The 25,096-nt window shown below is 44.8% G+C and carries 23 protein-coding genes; 11 read left to right on the top strand and 12 right to left on the bottom strand.

Going from position 1 to position 25,096, the window contains the following annotated elements:
• Positions 1-7 precede the first annotated feature (7 nt).
• The 3 genes from AOQ32_RS05010 to AOQ32_RS05020 form a co-directional block, all read right to left on the bottom strand.
• Positions 8-301, bottom strand: coding sequence for a hypothetical protein (locus AOQ32_RS05010; protein WP_059393877.1), 294 nt, complete (start codon positions 299-301; stop codon positions 8-10).
• Positions 285-1,487, bottom strand: coding sequence for an AAA family ATPase (locus AOQ32_RS05015; protein WP_059393878.1), 1,203 nt, complete (start codon positions 1,485-1,487; stop codon positions 285-287). The genes AOQ32_RS05010 and AOQ32_RS05015 overlap by 17 nt, the downstream gene beginning before the upstream one ends.
• A 73-nt stretch (positions 1,488-1,560) precedes the next feature.
• A complete protein-coding gene (locus AOQ32_RS05020; protein WP_148666523.1) occupies positions 1,561-2,325 on the bottom strand; it encodes a PHP domain-containing protein in 765 nt (254 codons plus the stop codon).
• Positions 2,326-2,618: 293 nt separating this feature from the next.
• Between AOQ32_RS05020 and AOQ32_RS05025 the strand changes: the two genes are divergently transcribed.
• Genes AOQ32_RS05025 through AOQ32_RS05035 form a run of 3 tightly spaced genes read left to right on the top strand, consistent with a single transcriptional unit; the run spans position 2,619 to position 5,164 of the window.
• Positions 2,619-3,461 carry a DNA adenine methylase gene (locus tag AOQ32_RS05025; RefSeq protein WP_059393880.1) on the top strand — a complete coding sequence of 281 codons (843 nt, stop codon included), beginning with the start codon at positions 2,619-2,621 and terminating at the stop codon, positions 3,459-3,461.
• 15 nt (positions 3,462-3,476) lie between these two features.
• Positions 3,477-4,244 (top strand): DNA-methyltransferase, encoded by a 768-nt coding sequence (locus AOQ32_RS05030; RefSeq protein ID WP_059393881.1) that lies wholly within the window; start codon positions 3,477-3,479, stop codon positions 4,242-4,244.
• On the top strand, positions 4,241-5,164 hold the full coding sequence (locus AOQ32_RS05035; protein WP_059393882.1) for a type II restriction endonuclease: 924 nt from the start codon (positions 4,241-4,243) through the stop codon (positions 5,162-5,164). Before AOQ32_RS05030 ends, AOQ32_RS05035 begins: the two co-directional genes overlap by 4 nt.
• Before the next feature lie 210 nt (positions 5,165-5,374).
• Here AOQ32_RS05035 and AOQ32_RS05040 read toward each other — a convergent pair whose 3' ends face one another.
• From AOQ32_RS05040 to AOQ32_RS05060, 5 genes are all read right to left on the bottom strand, one after another.
• Entirely contained in the window at positions 5,375-6,589 is a 1,215-nt protein-coding gene (locus AOQ32_RS05040) for a PucR family transcriptional regulator (protein WP_059393883.1), read from the bottom strand.
• A 92-nt stretch (positions 6,590-6,681) separates the two neighbouring features.
• Complete coding sequence (locus AOQ32_RS05045) at positions 6,682-7,869, bottom strand: aminotransferase class I/II-fold pyridoxal phosphate-dependent enzyme (RefSeq protein WP_059393933.1); 1,188 nt, start codon at positions 7,867-7,869, stop codon at positions 6,682-6,684.
• Between the two features lie 172 nt (positions 7,870-8,041).
• Complete coding sequence (locus tag AOQ32_RS05050) at positions 8,042-9,217, bottom strand: metal-dependent hydrolase family protein (protein WP_059393884.1); 1,176 nt, start codon at positions 9,215-9,217, stop codon at positions 8,042-8,044.
• 43 nt (positions 9,218-9,260) lie between these two features.
• Complete coding sequence (locus tag AOQ32_RS05055; RefSeq protein ID WP_059393885.1) at positions 9,261-10,433, bottom strand: hypothetical protein; 1,173 nt, start codon at positions 10,431-10,433, stop codon at positions 9,261-9,263.
• A gap of 387 nt (positions 10,434-10,820) precedes the next feature.
• Complete coding sequence (locus AOQ32_RS05060; RefSeq protein ID WP_059393886.1) at positions 10,821-11,354, bottom strand: SAV1803-related protein; 534 nt, start codon at positions 11,352-11,354, stop codon at positions 10,821-10,823.
• Between the two features lie 597 nt (positions 11,355-11,951).
• Here AOQ32_RS05060 and argF point away from each other — a divergent pair.
• The 7 genes from argF (at position 11,952) to AOQ32_RS05095 (ending at position 20,539) form a co-directional block, all read left to right on the top strand.
• Positions 11,952-12,989 (top strand): ornithine carbamoyltransferase, encoded by a 1,038-nt coding sequence (gene argF, locus AOQ32_RS05065; protein ID WP_059393887.1) that lies wholly within the window; start codon positions 11,952-11,954, stop codon positions 12,987-12,989.
• Positions 12,990-13,066: 77 nt separating this feature from the next.
• Positions 13,067-14,098 (top strand): N-acetyl-gamma-glutamyl-phosphate reductase, encoded by a 1,032-nt coding sequence (gene argC, locus AOQ32_RS05070; RefSeq protein ID WP_059393888.1) that lies wholly within the window; start codon positions 13,067-13,069, stop codon positions 14,096-14,098.
• Between the two features lie 154 nt (positions 14,099-14,252).
• Complete coding sequence (argJ, locus tag AOQ32_RS05075; RefSeq protein ID WP_059393889.1) at positions 14,253-15,449, top strand: bifunctional glutamate N-acetyltransferase/amino-acid acetyltransferase ArgJ; 1,197 nt, start codon at positions 14,253-14,255, stop codon at positions 15,447-15,449.
• A 4-nt stretch (positions 15,450-15,453) separates the two neighbouring features.
• Complete coding sequence (gene argB / locus AOQ32_RS05080) at positions 15,454-16,188, top strand: acetylglutamate kinase (RefSeq protein ID WP_059393890.1); 735 nt, start codon at positions 15,454-15,456, stop codon at positions 16,186-16,188.
• A gap of 162 nt (positions 16,189-16,350) precedes the next feature.
• Positions 16,351-17,517: an acetylornithine transaminase gene (locus AOQ32_RS05085; protein ID WP_059393891.1), complete on the top strand. Its 1,167-nt coding sequence runs from the start codon at positions 16,351-16,353 to the stop codon at positions 17,515-17,517.
• Between the two features lie 410 nt (positions 17,518-17,927).
• On the top strand, positions 17,928-19,313 hold the full coding sequence (locus tag AOQ32_RS05090; RefSeq protein ID WP_059393892.1) for an amino acid permease: 1,386 nt from the start codon (positions 17,928-17,930) through the stop codon (positions 19,311-19,313).
• A 404-nt stretch (positions 19,314-19,717) separates the two neighbouring features.
• Entirely contained in the window at positions 19,718-20,539 is an 822-nt protein-coding gene (locus AOQ32_RS05095) for an undecaprenyl-diphosphate phosphatase (RefSeq protein ID WP_059393893.1), read from the top strand.
• A gap of 122 nt (positions 20,540-20,661) precedes the next feature.
• Here AOQ32_RS05095 and AOQ32_RS05100 read toward each other — a convergent pair whose 3' ends face one another.
• From AOQ32_RS05100 to folB, 4 genes are all read right to left on the bottom strand, one after another.
• Positions 20,662-22,014, bottom strand: a complete 1,353-nt coding sequence (locus AOQ32_RS05100) for a bifunctional folylpolyglutamate synthase/dihydrofolate synthase (protein ID WP_059393894.1) — start codon at positions 22,012-22,014, stop codon at positions 20,662-20,664.
• Between the two features lie 223 nt (positions 22,015-22,237).
• Positions 22,238-22,804, bottom strand: a complete 567-nt coding sequence (gene folE / locus AOQ32_RS08995) for a GTP cyclohydrolase I FolE (protein WP_047975639.1) — start codon at positions 22,802-22,804, stop codon at positions 22,238-22,240.
• Positions 22,805-22,819: 15 nt separating this feature from the next.
• Positions 22,820-23,299 (bottom strand): 2-amino-4-hydroxy-6-hydroxymethyldihydropteridine diphosphokinase, encoded by a 480-nt coding sequence (gene folK / locus AOQ32_RS09000; RefSeq protein ID WP_242976722.1) that lies wholly within the window; start codon positions 23,297-23,299, stop codon positions 22,820-22,822.
• 8 nt (positions 23,300-23,307) lie between these two features.
• The gene (gene folB / locus AOQ32_RS05110) at positions 23,308-23,688 is read right to left on the bottom strand and encodes a dihydroneopterin aldolase (protein ID WP_059393896.1); all 381 of its coding nucleotides are present in this window, start codon (positions 23,686-23,688) and stop codon (positions 23,308-23,310) included.
• A gap of 143 nt (positions 23,689-23,831) precedes the next feature.
• Here folB and folP point away from each other — a divergent pair, with 143 nt between their 5' ends.
• Positions 23,832-24,929, top strand: coding sequence for a dihydropteroate synthase (gene folP, locus AOQ32_RS05115; RefSeq protein WP_059393897.1), 1,098 nt, complete (start codon positions 23,832-23,834; stop codon positions 24,927-24,929).
• The last annotated feature ends 167 nt before the right edge of the window (positions 24,930-25,096 follow it).

Below are 25,096 nucleotides of genomic sequence, written 5' to 3' on the forward strand. Positions count from 1 at the left end.
AATTTTTTTATTTGTCATTAATTAGTGGAAAAGAACTTTCAATATTATTTTTTATATTGTCTACATTACTTTTAAAATCTATAATTTTAGATACTATTTGTTCAACAATTTCTTTATGAACCGTATTATGAACTTGATTTTTTATTTCATCATTCCAATTAATATCGTAAAAATCACTTTTGTCGTATATATTACTCAAAATTGTTTTAAGCTGATCTTTATTTAAATTTTCTACTTCAATGCTTTCGTGATCGTTGATCACAAACTTTATTTGACCCGAACTATTATCTAAGAGATTCATATTGGCTTCCCTTCTCTTCATACGTTGTAAAGCCGGCTTCCATCGCTTCAACGAAATCGTTATAGCTATTCATAGTATTACCATCTTTATCAGTTATTCTTTTAGAATCAAATTCTCCAGAAAGTATTTGGTATTCCTTATTCTTATCATATTTAGCTACAATCAAATAATCGGGATTAATTAATGCTCCAAGTGTAGAATTATGTGTAATTACAAAGACAGTACTATTATTCTTTAAATCCTGAATTTTTTGAATTAATTCTTCTTTTATAAACGCATTATCTAATGACGCTTCTGGCTCATCTATCAAAATAATTTCTTTATTTTTTGCTTCTTCAAGCCGAAGGATTAAGGCAAAAGCAGTTGACTGCCCCCCAGAAGCAGGAATATTCTCTGGAGTTAAAAGCTGAATACAAGTATGAACAAAGTATTGATGTAGATTACCTATACGAAATGATTGTTTCGTTCTAAGATTTCTTAAAAATGTTACATAGTCATTAGATTCGTAAGCACCAAATACGTCATCCTTAACGGCCTCTGTTATTTTTGCATCATTTTTAAATTCCTTCGCACCAGAAAATTGACGAATTTTTACAACTATCGAGTATCCCAATATATTTTCACGCTCAATTTCTTGGGGTTGAACCATCTTTGTTACACTTTTGTTAATTGCCTCTTCAACCTTTTGCTGTTTTATGACTTTTCCAAAATCGGCTTCAGGCGGTTGTGTTGCACCTGTTTTATTTTGAACAATCGATTTAATAGCTGATATTATGCTATTTGCTTCTTTTTGTATTTTTTGAATTTTATAAGTCTCAATATATTTTTTACGTGCTTCATTATATACGCTAATAACATGTTTTTTATATCCACTCGTCTTTTCAGTAAACTTTGTCCAAAGTGGCTCATCATCTATGACTTTATTTAAGTTTTTTAATGAAAATTCTATGCCGGCTAAATCAATGTCACTATATAATGGTTCTTTGAATAATTTGATACTATTTGCTGTCTTTTGTTGTTGAATATTTTTGGCAAAATCCACTAATTCTGATAAATAATTATCAAAATCAGAATTATCAATATCTTCTTGCAACCAATTACGAATCGATTCTAAAGTAACGCTATATTTTTGAACCCACTTTTCATTAAAGGCTCTATCCCCTTTTTCTTTTTTCTTATTTGACAAAAATTCATCTTGTTTTGATGTTTCAAATTGACGAATATGATCTGTTGTACCAATGTTTGATTTTTCAATAGAGTTAATAAAAAAACGTCTTACCTGTTCCTCGTTTTCCTACTATTAGGTTTAAGCCAGTCGATACATTAACGCCATTCACGCTGACAACATCCTTTAAAAATTCTTTATTCAAAGAGACTTTTTGGGGATTTGACAAGCAACTTTTTATTTCAGCAAAAGAAGGGGCATCTACTTGTACAAATGTTTGTTTAGAAGATAGCTTATCTAAATCATTTCTACTTGAATCTTTATCCTCATAAGTCGCATGGGCATCTGAAAAAAGTACTGGAACCTTTTCCGGAAACTGATGTCTAAATCGACTAAATTTCATTGAATTAGCAACTCCAAAAGTAGCGGTAACATCTTTCAAATCTGTCGGAATTTCTAATTCTTTGGATTTTCCATATTCAAAAATATAAATTAAATCTTTGATTCCTTCAATTTGGAGATATTGATCTATCGATAGGCCCCCTCTACTATCTAATTCGACAGCTTGCATAGCGATATTCTTGATAACTTCCAATCCATAACTATCATTATTAGCTACAACATTGACATGGCCAGTATTAAGAGATAATTCGATTCCAGGAAAGACTTTTATTGGGGACAATTGTTGCTTAATTAGATTAAAATTTTCCTCGTCAAATAAATTATGGTTAGTTATGGCGATTGCATCAATTTCATTCTTAGCAGTATATTCTTTTAACCATTTCATTGAAAACGAAAATAGATTATCCTTTTGTTCATCTGGAATAGTATGAATATGAAAGTCGATTTTTTTTACCATAGTCAATTCACCAATTATCAAATGCATCCAATATTTAAAATTAATATATTCTTTTACATATTATCTATATTTTACCTGATAAATGACTTGCATTGAACAATTACATATAAAGTTTCGGCAAATAAAAAGTAAGTCGGAATGTTTGGTCGCTGTGACTAAACGTTCCGACTTACTTATAAATTTTATTTTTAAAAATAAAACTTTCCAAGAATCGTTCACCTTATTAACACAATACTATGTGATAATAGATTGAACAAATATTTACTTTATTTTTAACAGGAATATACTACGCAATGGAATTAAGCAACACAACACAATTAAAACCTATTACCAAATGGGTCGGTGGAAAGAGACAGTTACTTCCCTCCTTACAAGAATTAATGCCCGAAAAGTACAATCACTATTTTGAACCATTTATTGGTGGCGGAGCATTACTTTTTTCTTTAGCACCTAAACATGCGACTATTAATGACTTCAACACTGATTTGATAAACCTATACCAGGTAGTTAAAAATAATCCAAACGAACTTCTATCATTACTACAAGAACATAGCGAAAAAAACACGAAAGATTACTATTTGGAAGTCCGCGGTTTAGACCGTAGTGACAAAATAAATGAACTATCAAACGTTGAAAAAGCCGCTCGAATACTCTATATGCTCAAGGTTGATTTCAATGGCATGTATCGTGTTAATAGCAAGAACCAATTTAACGTTCCTTACGGGCGATATAAAAATCCAAATATTGCTGATAGCGAGACAATCTTAAACGTTAGTCGCTATTTTAATTCATCAAATATTGAAATTCTTTCTGGCGATTTTGAAAATGCAGTAAGAAATGCAAAAAGTGATGATCTTGTTTACTTTGACCCTCCTTATGTCCCTGTAAACGAAACTTCTTCCTTTACTTCCTATACTTCAGATGGGTTTAATTATAATGAACAAGTTCGTCTTAAAGACCTTTTCTTCCGACTCAGTAACAAAGGCGTCAAGGTGATGCTAAGCAATTCTGATGTCGATATCGTAAGAGATTTATACAAAGAAGCCAATATTCATTCCGTTCAGGCTAACCGCTTTATAAATTCGGTTGGTACAAAACGTGGAAAAGTAGGCGAAGTAATCATAACCAGTTACTAAATGTAAAAATAGACAATGAAAACCATTTATACCGATAAATTAAATACTCTCATCCAATCTGATGCTTTTAAATATTTAGCAACTTTAGAAGACCACTCTGTCGATCTTATCGTTACAGATCCTCCTTACTTTCTTAGTAACGGAGGATTTTCTAATAGTGGTGGTAAGATGGTTAGCGTTAATAAAGGAGACTGGGATCAAAATCCTGATCCAGAACAATTCTACGAAAAACTATTAGAAGAATTCGATCGCATTTTAACACCCGATGGTAGTTTTTGGATTTTTGGGTCCATGCATAATATTTATATTTTGGGTTATCTAATACAAAAGAAGAATTTCAAAATATTGAATAATATCACCTGGCAAAAAACCAATCCCGCTCCGAACCTGAGTTGCCGAATGTTCACTCATTCGACAGAAACAATCCTTTGGGCTAAGCGGCCAAAAGGAAAACAAATATTTAATTACACGCTGATGAAAGAAATCAACGATAATAAACAGATGAAGGATGTTTGGTTAACGTCAAATACCGCCAAATCAGAGAAACGTTTTGGCAAACACCCTTCCCAAAAGCCATTAGCTCTATTAAAAAGAATTATATCTGCCTCGACAACGAAAGATTCATTTGTCGTTGATCCATTTGTTGGCAGTGGTACAACATCGGTTGCATGTTCACAACTAGGCATAAAATCGGTCGGTATTGATAATAATGAAGATTATCTAGATATTGCACGACAACGGGTAGCTGATTTCGAAAATGAAAAGGTTGGGAAAATAAAATGAACTATTCTGAATACATCAACATGAATGTTGACGATAAATTTAACTACTTCATGGAAACAAGATTTCCAACAAACCGCACACCAAAATATTGGGTAAATTGGCAAAAAGTAATTGATAACACTGAATCCTACGAACTCATGCTTAACACCATGAATTATTTAGTTGGAAAAAAGGACATCAAACAAAAAACTAAAGAATTGTTTGAATCCCAACCATACCTAATTGCTACTATCCCAATCTTGCTTGCATGCCGTGATTTAGATTTGGATATTTTAACCTATGGTACCGATCACAAACTAAATTCCTACAATTTAAATTTTTCTCTCCCAAATAAAGACATTAGTGCCTATATCGACTTCATGGAGGATAGCGGACTACTATCCTTTTTACAGAACAACGTAACTCGGTCCCTTGTTGACTATGTTTTTGGTGTTGAAGTTGGATTAGATTCCAATGCACGTAAAAATCGTGGCGGTACCGAAAATGAAAACATTCTAGAGCAAAATTTAAAACTTGTCGTTAATCATAACCCTCACTGTGAATATGATACACAGGCAACCGCAAAAAGTATTAAAGAAAAATGGAACATTGAAGTTCCTGAAGCACTCGATGATAAGCGCAAGGGTGGTCGACGCTATGATGGCGTAATTTATAATAGCAAAACAAACAAACTAGTAGTTATCGAAACTAATTTTTACGGAGGCGGCGGTTCAAAACTAAAGGCTGTTTCTGGTGAATTTAGTGAGATGTACGGACAATACTTAAAAGACTCACCAAATATTGATTTTATTTGGATTAGTGATGGTCCTGGATGGGATACAGCAAAAAATCCAATGTGGGAAGCTTTTAACGTTATCCCAAATATCATCAACCTTAATATGGTCAATCAAGGATTTATTTCGGATATCGTTAATCTATAAGTATTGATTCAATAAAAATTTAAATTCATAGCCCATATACAACGATAACTATATTAAACAATCTCAACGTACTTTCATACACACACTCAAAACCCCCTCACACTCATCTCGCAGCCCACGCCGCTACCGAGTTTGAAGGGGTTTTGTTTTATCTAGTTTGAGCTGATGGATGATTAAGATTGGTTAGTCAGGCGGCGAGTAGAAACCACCCTAATACCAAATTTCATACAGCTGAATGGCCAAGCGAATCTTTTCATTGTCGTCTGCATTGTTGAGGTCCATGTCGAGGATTTTTTCAATTTTTTGCAGGCGGTAAAAGGCCGTGTTGCGGTGGATGAAGAGCGCTTCAGCCGCTTTGGCGATGGATTCGTTGGAAGAAAAGAAGGTCATTAAAAGGGAAAGGTACTGTTCTTGGTCAGCGACCTTGAGCTCGAAGAGCGGTTGGAGGACCGCATCGATAAAGATGGTCGCTTCTTTTTTGGGAACCAGTCGCAAGACGTCCGTTACCTGTTGGGGGTTGTACTGGTGCGGCTTTTGCAACTGGCGATTTTTGGCCGTATCAAGGGCCTTATCGGCCTCGTCGAGCAATTGTTGGAAGTTGATCAACGATTTTTGGTACATCGTATAGCCAATTAGATTGCGCTCATTGGGGAAATGGGCAAGCAGGAATTTTTCCAAATCCGGTAAGATATCCGGCAAATCAGGTGTTTCCTTCACCAAGGCGAAAATTTTGAAATTCCAATTCATTAAAATGACTGGCTGGTTAATTTTATTGAAATACCAATAAATATAGTCCGCGACCCGATGCATGACAAATTGATGGTTGCCGGTATTTTGTGACCGCGCCTCATCGACCGCAAAGGCCTGGTACTGGTCATCAATATTTAAACCATTTAACTTGAGAATGCTAGCAAACGATTCCTTGGCAATCGGTTGGGCGATGATTGTTTCAAAGACCTCGCTCTTGCGTTGGCGTTCATTTTTGACGTTGATGTGGACCTGCAAACTTTCAAGACTAAGCAGGTTGACCATGTTTGAAATCAGCAAGTCCTCCGCTGATTTTTTAGCAGGAATTGCCGCAAAAATGACAAACCGACGCGTCAGCTTATCGATGGTCTTAAGGGGGTAAATGGTGTAACGATCGAAGAGCGTTTGAGACTCTTCCATGTTGATTAAATCAAGATCTTTACTGGTGTAAGCAAGGAGTTCTTCGTCAATAGCGGCCGTACTATTCTTGGCTTTCAGCCGGCCAAAGGAGTCGATGATATAGGCATCGACGCCGAGCATCGCTGTAATCTGATTTAGAATCTGATCATCCGGCTGTTTGGCAAGAATGTACTTCGAAATGGCCAAATTTTGATCCATAATCGCCGATAGTTGCTCGTTTTCTTCCGCCAAAATGGCATTTTCAACTTTATGCAGCATAGTGATTCTCGGGTCCACTCAAAAGAATCTTCACTTACTTATCCCAACATCTTTTTTCTCGACCCTCTTCCCTTCGATTTGTTTCACATATCTTAAGCCTCTTGCGATTTTAATGCAAGGTCATCTGCCGCTAAAAAATCAGTCAAGCGGTCCATGGCCATTTCTAAGTTAGCCGTACTCGTGGCATAACTAATCCGGAAATAGCCTTCGCCACCGGGGCCAAAAGCATCCCCCGGCACCACGCCAACCCGGGCCTGCTCCGCCAAGGCCGTGCAGAATTCCAAGCTACTTTCGTAGTTCGCCGGAATTTTGGCAAAGATATAGAAGGCGCCCTCAGGAGTGACCGCCTCAATGCCCACTTTTTCAAGGGCAGCCAGAACCAAGTCTCGTCGTTCTTTGTAAATTTTTTTCATTGGATCGATGTCATTAATTCCCACCGTGAAGGCCTCAATCGCTGCTTTTTGCACAATCGAAGACACATCGTAGCTATTAAAGACGTGCACCTTGGCGATGCCTTCCATCAAGGATTCGGGGGCAAAAATAACCCCAAAACGCCAACCGGTCATCGCATGCGACTTGGACAAACCATTAAAGACAATCGTCCGCTCCGGAATAAATTTGGCAATCGAGCTATGCACCTTGTCATAGGTGATTTCCGCATAGATTTCATCGCTAATCACCGTCAAGTCAAATTCACGGGCAACGGCCGCCAGGGCCTCCAACTCATCATCTTCATAGCTAACGCCGGTTGGGTTGCTAGGCGTCGTCAACAAAATTGTCTTCGCCCTTGGGTTTTCCTGAGCCTCCTGGCGGAGACGCTCAGGGGTCAGCTTGAAGTTATCGTTGGCCAGGTTGATATAGTCAACTTTCCCACCGGCGATACTGATTGCCCCTTGGTAGACTGGGAAAACTGGTGAAGGCAAGAAGACCTCATCGCCCGGTTCAAGCAGTGCCAAGAAAACATCCAAGATGGCCTCACTCACGCCAATCGTCGTGACGACTTCCGTTTTCGCATCGTAGAAAATCCCATACTTTTTTGCTACGAAGTCGGCCGCCGCCTGGCGGACCGCCAAGGTCCCCAGCGGATCCGTGTAGTGGGTGTCGTTTTCTTGAATCGCCCAAATCCCAGCTGATTTAATATGGTCGGGGGTATCGAAATCCGGTTCCCCGACGGTCAATTTAATGATGCCCGGAATATCTTCAATTTGCTTACTAAAGGTTGAAATGCCCTCTGGTGGCATCGACAAAATCGCATCGCGAATAATACTGTTTTGGTTCATTTTCACACCTCGATTCTTTTCATTCGATTCATGATCAGACAACATCTTTTTAATTACAGTAATCCAATTCGTTGTCTGCTTCCGTCCGTTAGGTTCCGTTCTTTTTCATCAATCGCAACGAAACACAACGCCCCTAACAGTTGAAAAGTAGCCAACGAAGTCGATTATCTAATTAAAATTGGCGCTGGCCGGCTTGGTAAACCTGCTTGTCTTCTTGTTGAACAGCCTTGACGTCTGCCAATGGGTTGTCCTTCAAAACCAAGAAGTCAGCATACTTACCGGCAGCCAATTCACCATATTCCCCGAGCTTCATCAAAGTCGCTGAGTTATGTGAACTCGACAAAGCGTCAAAATTCGTCATGCCGAGTTGGTCGACCATGATTTCAAATTCCTTTGGCGTTTCATCAAAATTAGTGAATGGGCAGCCAGCGTCAGTTCCCAAGGTCAGCTTAACGCCCGCCTTGTAAGCCTTGCGGAAATTGCGGAAACCAGCTTCTTTGACCTCCGCGTTCTTTTGAGCTTCCCAATCGGGCAACTCATCACTGTGGTCGACCATGCTTTGGACAACCAACAACGTTGGGGTCAGGTAGGTCCCCTGGTCAACCATCATCTGAATTTCTTCATCCGTCAGATAGTCACCGTGCTCAATGGAATCCACCTTGGCCTTCAAGGCATTCATGATTCCTGGGTTTGCTTCAGCGTGGGCGGCGACGATGCTGCCCTTACTGTGAGTTTCTTCAACCGCCACAGCAATTTCAGGAATCTTCAACTGGGGCTGGACCATGTTATCGTTGATCGACATGACACCACCGGTTGACATGACCTTGGTACACTGTGCTCCATCGGCAAAGTTTTCGCGAACTTGCTTGCGCATCTCGTCGGGTGAGTCCGTGACATTACCGCCGTGGAACAAAATACCGTGCCCACCAGACATGGTCATTGGTGCACCGGAAGGCATGATTTGTGGTACTTTTTCCAACTTTCCTTCTCGTTGCAACTTCGCCAGGGTCCGATCAACCCCATAGCTACTACCACAGCCGCGGACATAGGTCACACCTGATTTCAACAACTGACGCAAGTGTTCAACCGAACGAACCGTGACGGTCACGATATCAGCGAACTCATCCCCATCATGGGTATTGGGGTCCAAGGATACATGGGTATGGGCATTAATCAAGCCAGGCATCACGTATTGACCATTCAAATCAACAGTTTCGCTGGCAGTTGGCGCCGCGCCAGTGCCCGTTTCACTGATTTTACCGTCGTCATCGACCAAGAACCAAGCGTCCTTGGCGATTTCATCTTTGATACCATCGAAAATGTTTGCATTTGTAAATACCGTACTCATAAGAAATTTGTCCTTTCTTTTGTTTAAAACAACGACGAAACAATTACAACAACTTCAAGAAAATCGAAGCGATAATAACGGAGGCAACGGAGACTGTCGCAAACCCACCGACCAACATCTTTGGCAGCGTGTTCGCCAAAATATAGCTTTCTTCCTCCGGCGTTTTGGCCAGGTTCTTGGCTGACTCATGCGTCACAATGTAGTCAGCTGGGAAGCCAAAGAGTGCGGTTAAGGCACTGGCAAAGGCCATTTCCCGTGAGAAACCTAGCGGCTTAGCCAAGAGGAAGGAAACGATGAACATGCCCAAGATTCCAAGAAGAATCATTGTCACGATTGGAATCAAAATGTTGACCAAGTTCTGTGGCGTGACGGTTGCCAAGAACGAGAAGATGTAGGAAAGCAGACCGTACATCAACCAGTTAAAGACACCGGCCTTTTCCAAAACGTGGCTAGGAAGCAAACCAGCCTGGTGACCGATAACCCCAAAGACCAAGCGAATGATGTAAGGGTTAATCGTGTTTTTCAACAATGTTCCCAAACCAAGGGCCAAACCGGCGAGAGCCATGACCGTAAAGATTTGAAAGGCCGATGTTTGATAAATTTTGGGTAGTCGATCAACGAACTTTGGCTTACTTTCCTCTGGTTGTTCGGGTTCGACGACCTCCTCGAATTCACCACGATGGTAATTCGTGAGCAGGCGCTTACCCTCTTTCTTCAACAGAAAGGCGGTTAATGGGTAACCGATGATGCTGTGAACAACGAACATCGAAACTGGGAAGGAAACCAGGGCCGTGATGTGGGCCGCCTTTAACCCGTTACTCATCAAGAAAGCGGCCACGATACCACCGGTCAACGGTGGCACACTGGCAATGACCGTCTTCCAGTTGAAGAGTATCAAGCCACCACCCATGGCCAACAGGGCTGTACCGGCAACGCCACACAGGGCAATCACGACGGCACGCCATTGGTGGAGCAAAGTTTTAAAGTCCATCAGCGTTCCCATGTGAACCAGCAAGGCCGCCTGAATCATGGTCGTAAATGCTGGCGTAAAGGTCGCGGTAGTGGTCACGTTCTTTGGAACAATCGTCCAATAACCAATTAAAAACAGCACGGCTGTGACAAAGACCGATGGAATATAGGCCTTACTTAGCGTCGACACCCACTCCCCAACGAAGAGAAAGAGCATGATGACGCTAAGAGCAATGACAGTCTGCATATGAATCACCTCATTTCATGCGTGGATTTGTATTGCTTGGTCCCAAGTATAGAGACTTCCAAAAAATAATAATTTGAACAAATGAACAAAAAGTGCAGTAGGTCCTCGTGAACAATGGCTAAAAGAAATCCGCATGTAATCTTTGACGAAAATCAGCACCCGTATGAAAATTCATTCCAAACAATTGCTAAATTGGGGGTTGAAAGCCCTTTCTCTTTGACCTTCTTTTTGACTTTTTCTCGTCTTGTTTCTGTTACAAAGACGTAAAAAAGCGCCCCTCCTCATCCACCGCATGGCTGATGAAGAAGAGCGCTTGCTCCACAATTTATTGTTTTTCTGCCCATTTTCCCTGAGTCTTAGGTTTGCGGGCGCTCGATCACCCCTGACCTATGCCTTGACCAATTCCTTGATAAAAATCATCAGCTTAAAGGTTTCGTCAGCCGACAAGTAGGCTTTTTGGTAGCACTCGACTATCCCGGCCGGACTAGTTGGCTGTTCGCCCTCGATATACCACTTTTCAATTTGTGGCTTGAGTTCTTTCTCTAGTTCGGCGTAGCCAAACTCTTGCTTGCTTTCAATGGCAATCAAAGCATGCAGGATGGCGTGCTCAATTAAATTACAATACACCAAGCGGGTCTTTTGTTGACTGGCATAAGGGTATTGTTGGACCTTAATCATGGCCGGATCGGCCAGGTTCAGGTACCGACTTTCATCGATATGGTGGCAATAAAGGCCCTCTGCTGTTCGATCAGTCGCTGGATTTTTTGGCAAATCATACGTTTCACCAGCCAAAAATGCCTGGTAGTTATCCTCAGCAAAGTAACTGTCCTTGGCCGGACCGTACTTTTGCAAAAGTTCCGCCACGGCATCCGAATAGGATAATTTCAGCAATTGCATATATTGGTCGAGTTGTTCTGTCATGGCATGTCTCCTTTTGGCTGTTGATAAACTTTCTTCCCCCATCTTACCGCAACAACTACAAAATTTCTGGTCAATCACCTGTTTTACAAAAATTTCCCATCGAAAAATCAGCCTAATGCTAAATATTTTTTATCAGTGGCAAAAAAAAATCCGCCAAAGTCGCTCCCAGACTGATTTTATAGATGAATTTTAACCAAGAAATAGATCACATTTTTCTCACTTTTCTCTAATTAATGCTTGACAGGCGAAAAAAAATTCATTATGCTGTTGTCAACAAGTTGGCGAAAAGCCAATGTTAATCAAAAAACGATGATCGGAAATTTTAGTTGACTTTGTTTTCACAGAAAAGCTGGATGTTAATTCGTGAGAACCGGCCAAACAAACCAACTAAATCGTGCCCGTGAGTTATCTTTCGAAACGAGTAGAAAGAATCGGTCAATGGCCCGTTACCGCCAAAGTCTTTTTTGACTTGCTGAGCTAGGAGTGTGCAAACCTTCTAGGAACTGAGGTGGTACCGCGCAAAAACGCCCTCTGACAGAATAATCGTCTGTCAGAGGGCGTTTTTTATTTGATTTATCGGCTAGAGGAGAACAGATTATGACAACAACAACATTTTTTCAAAACCAATTTTACGGTAAGAGCATTTTGAAGGAGACTGATTTATCAGTCAACGAACTAAACTACTTGGTCGATTACGGCTTGCACCTTAAGGGATTGGCCAAGCAAAACATTCATACCAAGCTATTGGCTGACAAGAACATCGCCTTGATTTTTGAAAAGAACTCAACGCGAACCATGTCAGCCTTTACCACGGCCGCCAACGAACTTGGTGCCCATCCCGTTTTCTTGGGCAAGAATGAAATCCACTTATTCCACAAGGAATCGATTGAAGATACCGCTAAGGTCTTGGGTTCCATGTACGACGCCATTGAATTCCGTGGCTTCCGCCAATCAAGTGTCGAAGCTTTGGCTAAGTACTCCGGCGTTCCCGTTTGGAACGGCCTCACAGATGACTGGCACCCAACGCAAACCATCCCCGACTTGATGACTATCAAGGAAAACTTCGGTCACTTGGCCGGCTTAAAGGTTGCTTACCTCGGTGATGGCCGCAACAACGTTGCCCACTCCTTACTAGTTGGTTGTGCCATGGCCGGGGTCAACGTTGCCATTGTTAGTCCGGAATCATTGCAACCGGCTGCTGAAGTCTTAGAAATTGCCCAGGGCTATGCCAAGGAAACCGGCGCCGAAATCACCATCACTTCTGATTTGGCCACCGGCTTAAAGGATGCCAACGTTGTCACCACTGACGTTTGGGTTTCCATGGGTGAGGATAACTGGAAGGAACGCATCGACTTACTCCTTCCCTACCAGGTCAACATGAACGCCTTGGCTATGACCGGACACCTTGATGACGGTCAATTGATTGTCCTCCACTGCTTGCCTGCCTTCCACGACCTTCGGACCGAAGTTGGTAAGGAAGTTTACGTCAAGTACGGCCTTAAGGAAATGGAAATCACAGACGAGGTCTTCCAAAGCCAATACGGTCGTCAATTCGATGAAGCCGAAAACCGGAAGCACGGTATCAAAGCCATGATGGCCGCCACGCTCGGCACCCAATTTATTCCAAAAATTTAATGACATTGATTGGCCAAGCGGGGAAATGACCCACGCGGCCAAAACCCCTACCTAGTAACACAGAAAGGAAGCTTGCTATGAATGCCGCGATTACAGGCGTTACCGGTTATGCCGGCATGCAACTTTACGCCCTCTTACAAGAACACCCCGAAGTCGAGACGATTAACGTCTACCAACACGATTTAGACGACGCCATCCCCCTTGTCGACCTCAACCCCCGGTTGAACCTGCCACATCCCCAGCTCGCCTATCCTTACGATAGCCAAGAAATCATGGCCAACAACGACCTGATTTTCCTAGCAACGCCAGCCGGGGTGGCCATCAACTTGGCCGAACCTTTCTTGAAGGCCCACTTCCCCGTGATTGACCTTTCCGGCGACTTCCGTTTGAAGGACCCAGCCGAATATGAGAAGTGGTACCACCTTAGCCCAGCTAAGGAAACTGATTTGCAAAACGCCTACTACGGCTTGGCCGACATCTACGAAAATCCGGGTGCCTCATACATCGCCAACCCTGGCTGCTATGCAACGGCAACCCTCTTGGGACTAGCCCCCGCCGTCATGGGTGATTTGATCGAACCCGACTCAATCGTCGTGGATGCCAAATCAGGATTGTCCGGTGCCGGCAAGTCACTAAGCTCGTCATCACACTTTAGCCGGTCGAACGAAAACCTGCAGATTTACAAGGCGAACCAGCACAAGCACATTCCAGAAATCTTGGCCGAACTCAGCAAGTGGAATCCCAAGGTGCAACACCTGCAATTCATGACCACCCTGGTCCCCATTGACCGCGGTATCATGGCCACGATTTATGCCAAGGTTAAGCCCGGCATTGATGAGATGGCGATCCTCAACTACTACCATGACCTCTACGACGAGGATCCATTCGTCCAAATTTGCGACGATTACCTGCCCGACATCAAGTCCGTCATCGGAACCAACAACTGCAAGATTGGCCTGACCTTTAACCCCGTTACGGGTTACCTGACCATCGACGCCGTGATTGACAATATGCTCAAGGGCGCAGCCGGCCAAGCCATCCAAAACATGAACCAGTTGCTGAACTACCCAGTAACTGCTGGACTGGAATTAACGGCCCTGGCCTTTTAAGAATTTTGGGGCAGCATGAAGCAAATAAAACTTCTGCTGAGCCACAAAGAGGTCACTTCGACCCTTTCATCATCCCACCAATCTTGCCAGCACCTAGACCAAAACCAACACAGACAAAAGCCCCTCTTTATATAGAAGAAAAGGAGAACTTCTTATGCAAGAAATTGACTTTACCTGGCCCAAAGGTTTCCAAACGGGCACGGCCCATGCGGGCTTTAAAGAAGACCAGCAACTCGACATGGCCTGGATTGTTTCGGACGTTCCAGCCGTAGCTGCTGGCGTTTATACCAAAAACCAATTCCAAGCGGCTCCGGTGCAGTTCACCAAAAATCTGATTAACCAAAACCACGAGCTCCAAGCCATCGTGATTAATTCTGATAATGCGAACTCCTTCACCGGCCAGGAAGGCTTGGATCACGCAAATGAAACCCACCAACTAGCCGCCAATAAATTAGCTATCGACCCCAATCTCGTGGCCGTTGCCTCTACCGGTGTCATTGGTAAGCAATTGGAAATGGACAAAATTGAAAACGGCCTTGACCAATTAGGTTTGGCCCCCGAATCAGACATTGCCCACGCCATTTTGACAACCGATTCCTGCGAAAAGAAAACAACGGTTTCCGTCATGATTGCTGGCCAACCCGTTACCATTACAGGGATTGCTAAGGGTTCTGGCATGATTCACCCCAACATGGGCACCACTTTGGGCTTTATTACCACGGATGCCAACATCACAGGTGAAGTCCTCCAAGGCCTTCTGTCTGATTTGATTCAATCTTCCTTCAACCAAATCACGGTCGATGGCTGCATGTCCACCAACGACATGGTCCTTGTCCTTGCTAATGGCCAGGCAGAAAACGCACTGCTTGACCAAAGCACTACTCAGGCCAACGACTTAGCTGATTTCAAAGCTGGATTGAAGGCGGTTTTGGTCGCCTTGGCCAAGATGGTTGCCCAGGATGGCGAAGGATCCAACAAATTTGTCCAAGCAACCGTTGTCAACGCGGCTTCAGTGGTTGAAGCCAACCAGGTCGCCCGGGCCATCGTCGGCTCCAACCTCATTAAGGCCATGCTCTTTGGCGAAGAAAACAATTGGGGCCGAATCGTTCAGGCCATTGGCCAAACCCAAGCGCAAATCAGCCCCAACCACCTCGATATTTTCTTGGCCGATGTGCCCCTCGTCAAGGACAGCCAAAAAGTCTTGGCTGACCAAGACCAGGTGGCAACCATCCTCGCCCAAGACAAAATTGATTTGACCATTGACTTGCACGTTGGCGAAGCAACAGGCCAGGCCTGGGGTTGTGACTTGACCTACAAGTACGTTGAGATTAACGCCGCCTACGAGGGTTAAGACCATGATTGTCATTAAAATCGGTGGCAATGCCATCAGCCAACTCAAAGACGATTTCTTCCACCAAGTCAAGGAATGGACCAAGGAAGGCCAACAAGTGGTCATCCTACACGGTGGTGGGCAACTAATTTCTTCCACCTGCGCCTTCTTTGACCTACCAACCGAAAAGATTGACGGGATTCGGGTCACACCACCAAGCGTGCTGGCCCTCACCAGCCACCTGCTGACTAACGTCATCCAGCCTCATTTTCAAAATCAGCTGGCTGAAGCGGGTATCCCGGCCCTGGCCGTGAACCAGAAAGCCGGCCCCCTCTTCACCGCCGACTACCTTGATCAGGACACCTATGGTGAGGTCGGCGAAGTAACCGGCATCGATGAAGCGGTGCTGGCACAGGTGAGCCAAGACGGAAACGAGCAGAACCCCGTCTTACTAGTCAACTCACTCGCTAGCGGACCAAATGGCCCGCTGAACGTGAACGCCGACTCAGCGGCTCAGGCACTGGCTACCATGGCATCAGCCGACCAATTGGTCCTCTTAACCGATGTCCCTGGAGTCCTCGTCAACGAAGAGGTCGTCACAGCCCTCAACCCGCTCAAAGCCAACCAATTGATTGACCAGGAATTGATTACAGCTGGCATGGTGCCCAAGCTCCAGGCCGCCTTTTCCGCCCTCCACCATGGTGTCCACAAGATTACCATCACCAATCACCTTGGCCAAGGAACAAAGTTAGAACTATGATACGGACAAAAAATCGACAATTTTATCTCGCTTTTTTGGGGACTGCAAGCCCAAGCTTTTTTAAGTGCGCCTTCTTGACCGCTTAGTAGTAAAAAATGGCGAACAAGTTCCTGATTTTTCCAATTTCAAAACAAACCAGTAGAACCAACAGGAGGCTTTACCATGACAACGACTATGCATACTTACAACCAATTCCCCTTTGATATCGTGGATGGACACGATGCTTATCTCATCGACGACCAGGGTAAAGAATACCTTGACCTGACTGCCGGTATCGGTGTCTGCAACTTTGGCTACAGCAACCAGCAAATTAAGCAAGCCGTGGCTGACCAGGTGGAAAAGGTCTGGCATATTACCAACTTATACCAAAACCAGCTCGCAGAAGAAGTCGCAGAAGACCTCTGTCCAGCCGGTTACCAGGCCTTTTTCTGTAACTCTGGGACCGAGGCCAACGAGGCTGCGATTAAATTAGCCCACAAGGCGACTGGCAAGCACGAACTCGTTGCCTTTGACTATGGTTTCCATGGCCGGACCACCGGCTCCTTGTCCGTTACTGGTTACCCCCACATCCAAGAAGGCTTCGCGCCTTTGATGCCGGCAGTCAAGATGGTGCCCTTTAACGATCCAGCTGCCCTCGATGCGATTACCGAAGACACCGCTGCCGTGATCCTTGAAGTCATCCAGGGTGAAGGCGGCATTAATGTTGGTCAGGCCGACTGGCTGCACCAAGTCCAAGAAAAATGTCATGCAACCGGTACCTTGTTGATTATTGATGAAGTCCAAAGCGGCATGGGGCGGACTGGCCATCGTTTTGCCTTTGAACACTACGGCTTGGAACCAGATATGATTACAGTTGCTAAGGGATTGGCCAATGGTTTGCCTGTTGGGGCCCTCCTCGCCAAGGAAAGTGTTGCCAAGCACTTCCAGCCCGGTGACCACGGTACGACCTTTGGTGGCAACAAGGTCGTGATGTCTGCCGCGAAAGAAGTCCTGAAGCAACTGAACCCAGAATTCTTAGCCACTGTTCAGGCCAAGGGTGACTGGCTCTTTGACCAGCTAGAAAAGAAGCTCAGTCCGCTAGAAGCTGTAACCGGCATCAGTGGTGCCGGCTTAATGGTTGGTATTCACTTGGCTCATTCTCTGCCCGTTGGCCAGGTTATTCAGGCCCTCCACAAAGAAGGCATCTTGACCCTTTCAGCCCGTGGCAACACGTTGCGTCTTTTGCCACCATTGATTGTGGACCAAGCTGATTTGGCCCAGGCTATCGATAAAATCAGCCAAACCATTCAACAACTTAGCGCTGCTGACCAAGCCGTTGCCGTTAAATGACCTTCGTGGTCATTTTTTATTTTTTGGCAATTTTCTGATGAATTTAAGGTTTAAAATTTTCGTCCGCAACAATTTGATTAGCTCATCTGAATTCAAAACATTTTGTCAAAAAATCGTCAAGTTATTTTCTCAACAAGATGAAATCCCCCACTTTTTTATCTTTTTGACCAATTTTTTTAGAATCATTTTTTCTTTCATAAAAATCCCCAAAACGCCAAATTTTCGCCTTTTTTCATAACACTTCCCCTTTGCTAACCCAAGAGCAAATGTCATATTTCCTAACAAAAATCCTTTTCGCATAATTTTTTCATCTTATGATAGACGAAATCGCAACGAAACACAGACTTATATTAGGAATTAATGATAATTGTTCGTTTGAATCTAAGATTCAAAGTAGAAGGAGGATGCTTATGGCACAACCTATTCAGGAGATCGAGGTGAACCAAGACGGAACCAAGCGCTCCTTGAGCAACCGTCACGTGCAAATGATTGCCATCGGCGGTACTATTGGAACCGGACTTTTCTTAGGTGCGGGCTCAACGATTTCAAAATCAGGCCCCACAATTTTAATTCTCTACGCCGTATTGGGCACGCTCTTTTTCTTCATGATGCGCGCCATCGGTGAAATGCTTTACTCACAACCCGACCAACATACCTTCGTTGGTTTTATTTCTAAGTATTTGGGCAAAGGTCCCGGGGTCTTTGCCGGTTTGACTTATTGGCTGGCACTGATTTTCGCCGGCATGTCTGAATTGACGGCCATTGCAACCTACGTCAAGTTCTGGTTTCCAACCTGGAACACGGCTGCAATTGAAATCTCTTTCCTCGCCGTCTTGGTTTTGCTAAACATCTTGGCAGCCAGGGCCTTCGGTGAAACGGAATTCTGGTTCGCAATGATCAAAATCATCGCCATCATTTCCCTGATTGTGACCGGAATCTTCATGGTCATGACCGGCTTTAAGAGTCCCGGTGGGGCGACGGCTAGCTTTGGTAACATTTTCCATAATTTCAGCCTCTTCCCTAACGGCTTTCAAGCCTTCCTCGGTTCGATCCCGATGGTCTTCTTCGCGATGGCCGGAATGGAATTCGTTGGTATCACCATTGGTGAAACCAAGAACCCTCGTAAGGTCTTGAAGAAGGCCATTAACGAAACGGTTTACCGGGTCTTGTTGTTCTACATCGGTGCCTTGATCATCATCATGTCCATCATGCCATGGACGAGCATCACTGCCGGTAACAGTCCATTCGTGCAAGTCTTCAAGTTGGCTGGTTTGCCAGCAGCCGCAGCCGTGATTAACTTCGTGGTTTTGACTTCTGCTTCCTCAGCTTTGAACAGTGTCCTCTTCTCAAGTGGTCGACACCTCTACCAGCTTTCTCGAGAACTAGACTGGAAGCCATTGGCTAAGATTGCGAAGGCTGGTATTCCAACACCTGCCATTCTCTTCTCCGGTGCACTGTTGCTCTTCGCACCCGTGATTGCTTCCATCCCATCCATCAACGATGCCTTCCAGTTCGTTACTGGTGGTGCCAGTGACCTTTACTTGGTGGTTTACCTGATGACGATGGTTGCTCACCGACGTTTCCGCGTTTCACCGGAATTCATGCCGGATGGCTTCAAGATGCCTTGGTATCGTTACACGAGCCCAATCACCATCGGGGCCTTCGTGCTCGTCTTCTTGTCACTCTTCGCTAATCCAAACGACGTTATCCCCGCAACCGGGGCTATCATTTGGGTAATCGTCTTCGGTGGCTACTGCTACTTACGCTTCCGCAACCAAGAAGTGGCAACAATTTAATTCACTGTGTTTAGTTAATCAAAGTGTCCGTATTTACACGGGCGCTTTTTTATGCCTTTAAATCAGCTTCCTTCTATTATATGAAGTATTTTCTCTTACAAAAACCCCGTACCAATCCCCTTCTTTTGCCATTAATTCAAACTGATTCTACACTCCGAGATTGTTAATCTGCTGATTTGATAAAAACTGTTTAAGTTTATCCAAAACTCAGGTTTGAACACGAGGCTTTGTGGTAAACTGATTTTGACGATGAATTCTAACCTATTAAGGCTAAAGCACCGCCAGATGTCGCCTGACCCTTCTTTTGTGAGAAACGGGTGGCTCTTGTTTGTTATTACAAACCGTAACCGAATGCCTGTGGGTATTCGGTTGCGTTTTGCATTCCAGAAATACTAGGAGAGATTATGCTTGACATTTTTAAAGCCATTATTATTGGTATTGTCGAAGGATTAACAGAATTCTTACCAGTCAGTTCGACTGGCCACATCGACTTGGTAAGCCAATTTGTGCAAATCAGCCAAGGAAAAGCCTTTGAAAACATGTTTGAATACGTGATTCAATTTGGGGCCATCATGGCCGTTGTGATTTTGTACTTCAGCAAGCTGAACCCATTTAGCGCAAAGAAGACCGTGCGGGAACGCCAAGATACTTGGGTCCTTTGGTTCAAGGTGATTATCGCCTGCCTCCCATCAATCATTATTGGTTTGCCATTGAATGATTTCATGGATGAGCACTTGCACAAGCCAGCCGTTGTTGCTACTGCTTTGATTGTTTATGGTATCTTGTTCATCGTGATTGAAAACATCTACAAGAACAAGGCCCCTAAGATCAGCAGCTTAGCAAACATTGGCTACAGCACAGCCTTCTACATCGGGTTGTTCCAAGCTTTGTCAATCGTGCCTGGTACAAGTCGTTCGGGGGCAACCATCTTAGGTGCCATCATCTTAGGTGCCAGCCGTTACGTGGCCACTGAATTTAGTTTCTTCCTGGCTATCCCAACCATGGTTGGGGTTACCATCCTGAAGGTTGGTTCTTACCTCTTGAAGGGCAACACCTTCACGGGCGAACAATGGGCCGTCTTGGCAACCGGAACTTTGGTTTCCTTCATCGTTGCGGTTATCGCTATCAAGTGGTTGTTGAAGTTCGTGCAAACACACGATTTCAAGGCCTTTGGTTGGTACCGAATCGTCGTTGGTTTGATCGTCTTCGCCGTGATGTTTATGTAATTTTATTTTGAAAGTCCCCGCTTGGGGGCTTTTTTTATGGTCAAAAATCTAGTAAAAATCAGCTTAGCCGCCGGCTTTTCAAGCAACAAAAAAAACCAGCAACTGCTGGTTTTTTTACTGGTTTATTGGTTGTGAACGGCCTTAATAACCTCTTTGACGAGGTAAAAAGAGCCCGTCGCCAAGACAACATCGTTCTCCTGGTCAAAGTGTGCCAGCGCATATTGGGTTGCCTGAGCCGGATTGGCCATCGTCAGCACCCGCTTTGCATCGGTAAACTTCAAGAATTCTTGGTACAGGTCCTCAGCGGCTAACTGCCGGTCTTGATTATCTGGCGTGGTCACGATGAAAGTCGTATTCTCCAAGGCACACAGGTCTTGAACGCAAGTTAGCGTATCCTTATCGGCCAAAAAACCAACGATCAGGACCTTACGCCGGTTGGCAAAAGAGCCCTGCACGGTTTCAATCAGGGCGTTAATCCCATCAACGTTGTGGGCGCCATCGACAATTACCGGCCGGGGCTCCTCTTGTAAGTATTCAAAGCGCCCAGGCATGTGGGCTGTGGCAATCCCTGATTTTAAGGCGGCCAATGGGATCTGACTAACCCCATCGATTTGGGACAGGACCTGCCAGGTGGCGATGGCCGTCTGCAAGTTCCCCAATTGGTAGGACCCTTGCAACCCCAGCTGGATATCCTTGATTTCCTGGTCCCCAACCGTGACGGTCACCGTTCGCTTCGTGCCACTTTCAGCCACCTGATCAATTTCGACCATGGCGGCTGAAAAGACGCGGTTGCCCCGCTCTTGCGCAATTTCAGCCACTACCTGATCGACCTCCGGCCGTTGTGGGGCATAGGAAATAATAGTTTCACCCTCACGGACCATTCGCACTTTCGTTTGGGCGATGGCGGTTAAATTATCACCCAAAATCCGCATATGATCCATGCCAATCCGGGTCAAAATCGTGTAGTCTGATCGGGGAATCGCATTGGTTGCATCCAACTCGCCACCCAGACCGGCCTCCAAAACCAGGTAGTCTGGGTTTTGGCGAATGTAAAAGGCCATGGCCGTTAAGAAGGACGCCTCAAAACTGGAAATCTCAGTCAGCAAGTCCACCTCGTGGTCATCCAAGACGGACAACAAATCAAAGAAGGCCCGGGCAAAATCAGCCTTCGCAATCACATCCCCATTCCAGGTAATCTCTTCCCGGACTTCAAACAAGTGCGGGCTATTAAAACCGGCAACGGTCAGCCCACTGGCCACCAAGAAGTTTGTCACCATCTTTCCGGTCGAACCCTTACCGTTCGTACCGGCCAGACGAATGACCTTGCTTGAAAAGCGGTCAAAACTTAACCAACCAATAATTTGGCGCAAGAAGGCCACTCGGTCAATCTCTTCCTTGTACTTCATGCCGGCCGGAATGCTCTCCAAGATGGCCAACGCCTGTTGATAAGTTTGGTCTTTATTTACCTTTTTCACCGTGACCTCCCGTGCTTTCACTGGCTAGACGAACTGCAAACCGCTTGCGTTGCTGCTCAACTGACTGAACGAACTGCAAACTGCTCACGCTACTGCCCAACTGACTGAACGAACTACAAACTGCTCACGCTGCTGGTTAACTAGCCCAACACCAGCCATCAACTAATCTAGCTAGACTGCAAGCCGCAGCCGACAGTCCGATTCTGATTTTTTTAAGCGACTCTTATGCCTGTTGCAAAAAGAGACTTTGCTTGGCCAAATCGCCCTTGAACTCACCCATATAGTAGGTTGTTTCCGTGATATTGCCAACACTGCGCACCCCGCGCATTTCCATGCACATGTGGCGGGCACGGACAACGATGGCAATCCCCTTGGGGTGGATTAACTCGTCTAACTTCTGGGCAACCTCAGAGGTCAAGCGTTCCTGAACATTGGGCTTCTTGGCCACGTGGCCAATCAACCGGGGCACCTTACTCAAGCCGACAATCTTCCCGTCATTCGGGATATAGGCCAGCGAAACCTCGCCAAAGAATGGCAAGAGGTGGTGCTCACACATTGAGTAGAAAGGAATCTTCTTGACCGTAATAACTTCCTGGTCGACATCGTCTTCCGTTGAGTCAAAAACGGTAAAGTTGGTGAAATCAGTATTGACGGCGCCAAAGACTTCGGCATACATCTTGGCCACCCGCTCTGGTGTTTCCAACAACCCTTCTCGGTTCACATCTTCGCCGACCGCCGTCAAAATGGTCCGCACTGCATCTTCAATAATTTTTTGATTTTTACTATCCATGGTCTTTTCCATTAATTAATATTCTAATTTTTCAGCAACAACTCGGACCGCCTGGTCGGCCGGTAAGGCCTGACTGGCTTCCTGAAACTTTTGATAGGCTGGGTCGCCAGCCTCAAAAAGGTCTAACAGCGGCACTAAGACAAACTTCCGTCGGTAAAGTTCCGGATGTGGGACCTGCAACACCTCATCATCGATTTGTTCATCCCCATAGAAGAGAATATCCAAATCAATGGTTCGCGGCCCCCAATGAATCTCACGGACGCGGTGCAAATCGGCTTCAATTTGATGAATTTTATCCAAGAGGTCGTGGGCCGAATAAGTCGTTTCCACCTTAGCGGCGATGTTATAGAAGTCATCCTGCTTAACACCACCAACTGGGCTCGTTTCGTAAATCCGTGACACCTGGTCCACCGTGATTTGGTCATCGTCAGCCAACGCCTGCAAAGCAGCATTGATGGCCGCCAACCGGTCATTCAGGTTACTACCAATACTCAAATAAGTGATCATTGGTCGGCACCCCGCTTGCCAGTATCCGTCAACGTAATTTCCACGCTATCGAAAATCCCATTAACCGGCACGGCTAATTTGCGAATATTCAGTGACATGGCCACGATTTCAGCATCGTAGACGGCCCGAATATCATCAAAGATTTGTTGGCCCAAGCGTTCGACGAGGTCAACCCGGCTATCGGCAACGGTCTTTTCGATTATTCGATAAATGGCCCCATAGCTGACCGTATCCGTCAGGTCATCCGTGTAACGCGACTGGTCCGACTGCATTTGACAGGCCAAATCAATTTCGATGTTTTGTCCGATTTTCTTTTCCTCGGCGTAAACGCCGATATAGGAATGGAACTTCATATTATTTAACTTAATTGTCAACATGACACGACCTCATAATGTAAACAGAAAACCCTATTTCTTATCATAAAAATGATGATATGATTAATCGATAGGGTTTTAACGAATTACTTACCATTATACCTTAAAAGTGCCCCTTAATGACCGAAAGAACGAGGAGACTAGCAATGTCCATCAAGCACATTGATCAAGCAACATACAATCCCTTAATTGCCGGCAGTCAGATGACGATTTCCTTCACTGATTTAACCGCGGACCAAAAAAGCGGCCTGGCCAACTATTTTGCCCAGCACAACCAACGCTTTATCACTCAGGAAAATCAGGACCTACTCCAAATCACTCACCGCGACCTGGAAACAGTGATTGCCGACTTCAAGCAAAACGCAATCATCGCCACGAACGAACTCGAGGCTATCTACAAAGACAGCCAAATCTTTTTTGCGGCCGGTAACCGGTCCTTTGATATTACGGATAAGCCCATGATTCACTCCATCATGAACCTGTCACCCGAGTCCTTTTACGACGGCAAGGACCACAACTTAAAGGAATACCTTGGTCGCATCGAAGAGCAAATCGCCATGGGCATTTCCTTCTTTGATATCGGTGGTAAGTCCACCAACCCCAAGGCCGGTGATATGAGTGCTGATGAGGAATTCAGCCGAATGGAGCCCTACTTGAAGGAAATCAGAAAAGCTTTCCCCGACATTATCTTGTCAGTTGATTCCAACAATCCAATTACCATCGAACGGGCCTTGGATCACGGCGTTCAAGTGATTAATAGTATCTCCGGCTTTGACACGCCAGAAATGATCGGCTTAGTTGAACGCTACCAGGCACCAGTGATTACAACCTACAACAACCGTGACAAGCCAACCGACAATGTCCACCAATCCTTGCTTGACTACCTCGACGACCAAGTAACTGCATTGAAGGCCCGTGGTCTGAAGGACGAAAACATCATCTTGGATCCAGGGGTTGGCTTTACTTCCCGCTACGAAGGTATCACCAAGGAAGAAATTGCTGCCGAAGACGTCACTAAGATTAAGGCCATTCGGGCCATGGCTGACCGCCGTCTGCCAATCTTGGTTGGTGTTTCCAACAAGAGCTTTATGGGCACACTCTTCGACCGCGAGATCGATGACCGCCTTATCTCATCTTTGTTAGTTGAATACAACATGGTCATGAATGGTGGCCGGTTGATTCGTGTTCACAACATCGAAGAAACGCGCTTGCTGATGGATATTTTCAATACTTTGGCTTTGTAAGCCACGGTCGCTAACGTGGCAGCATCCGTGTCAACGCGGTCACAAGGCCCTGTAAACCAGGGCAAAACGACAGCCACCGACCTAGCAACATCTGCGTCAATGCGGTCGCAGAGCCTATAAGCCAGCACCAATAGACAGTCACCAACGTGGCTGTCTATTTTTTGTGC

The sequence above is a fragment of the Fructobacillus tropaeoli genome, from assembly GCF_001047135.2.
In the GTDB taxonomy this organism is placed as follows: Bacteria; Bacillota; Bacilli; order Lactobacillales; family Lactobacillaceae; genus Fructobacillus; species Fructobacillus tropaeoli.

What these genes read in the sequence shown, in the direction of transcription:
- AOQ32_RS05010 (WP_059393877.1), bottom strand. Translation starts at nt 301, where the DNA reads ATGAATCTCTTAGATAATAGTTCGGGTCAAATAAAGTTTGTGATCAAC.
- AOQ32_RS05020 (WP_148666523.1), bottom strand. Translation starts at nt 2,325, where the DNA reads ATGGTAAAAAAAATCGACTTTCATATTCATACTATTCCAGATGAACAA.
- AOQ32_RS05025 (WP_059393880.1), top strand. Translation starts at nt 2,619, where the DNA reads ATGGAATTAAGCAACACAACACAATTAAAACCTATTACCAAATGGGTC.
- AOQ32_RS05030 (WP_059393881.1), top strand. Translation starts at nt 3,477, where the DNA reads ATGAAAACCATTTATACCGATAAATTAAATACTCTCATCCAATCTGAT.
- AOQ32_RS05035 (WP_059393882.1), top strand. Translation starts at nt 4,241, where the DNA reads ATGAACTATTCTGAATACATCAACATGAATGTTGACGATAAATTTAAC.
- AOQ32_RS05040 (WP_059393883.1), bottom strand. Translation starts at nt 6,589, where the DNA reads ATGCTGCATAAAGTTGAAAATGCCATTTTGGCGGAAGAAAACGAGCAA.
- AOQ32_RS05045 (WP_059393933.1), bottom strand. Translation starts at nt 7,869, where the DNA reads ATGAACCAAAACAGTATTATTCGCGATGCGATTTTGTCGATGCCACCA.
- AOQ32_RS05050 (WP_059393884.1), bottom strand. Translation starts at nt 9,217, where the DNA reads ATGAGTACGGTATTTACAAATGCAAACATTTTCGATGGTATCAAAGAT.
- AOQ32_RS05055 (WP_059393885.1), bottom strand. Translation starts at nt 10,433, where the DNA reads ATGCAGACTGTCATTGCTCTTAGCGTCATCATGCTCTTTCTCTTCGTT.
- AOQ32_RS05060 (WP_059393886.1), bottom strand. Translation starts at nt 11,354, where the DNA reads ATGACAGAACAACTCGACCAATATATGCAATTGCTGAAATTATCCTAT.
- argF (WP_059393887.1), top strand. Translation starts at nt 11,952, where the DNA reads ATGACAACAACAACATTTTTTCAAAACCAATTTTACGGTAAGAGCATT.
- argC (WP_059393888.1), top strand. Translation starts at nt 13,067, where the DNA reads ATGAATGCCGCGATTACAGGCGTTACCGGTTATGCCGGCATGCAACTT.
- argJ (WP_059393889.1), top strand. Translation starts at nt 14,253, where the DNA reads ATGCAAGAAATTGACTTTACCTGGCCCAAAGGTTTCCAAACGGGCACG.
- argB (WP_059393890.1), top strand. Translation starts at nt 15,454, where the DNA reads ATGATTGTCATTAAAATCGGTGGCAATGCCATCAGCCAACTCAAAGAC.
- AOQ32_RS05085 (WP_059393891.1), top strand. Translation starts at nt 16,351, where the DNA reads ATGACAACGACTATGCATACTTACAACCAATTCCCCTTTGATATCGTG.
- AOQ32_RS05090 (WP_059393892.1), top strand. Translation starts at nt 17,928, where the DNA reads ATGGCACAACCTATTCAGGAGATCGAGGTGAACCAAGACGGAACCAAG.
- AOQ32_RS05095 (WP_059393893.1), top strand. Translation starts at nt 19,718, where the DNA reads ATGCTTGACATTTTTAAAGCCATTATTATTGGTATTGTCGAAGGATTA.
- folE (WP_047975639.1), bottom strand. Translation starts at nt 22,804, where the DNA reads ATGGATAGTAAAAATCAAAAAATTATTGAAGATGCAGTGCGGACCATT.
- folB (WP_059393896.1), bottom strand. Translation starts at nt 23,688, where the DNA reads ATGTTGACAATTAAGTTAAATAATATGAAGTTCCATTCCTATATCGGC.
- folP (WP_059393897.1), top strand. Translation starts at nt 23,832, where the DNA reads ATGTCCATCAAGCACATTGATCAAGCAACATACAATCCCTTAATTGCC.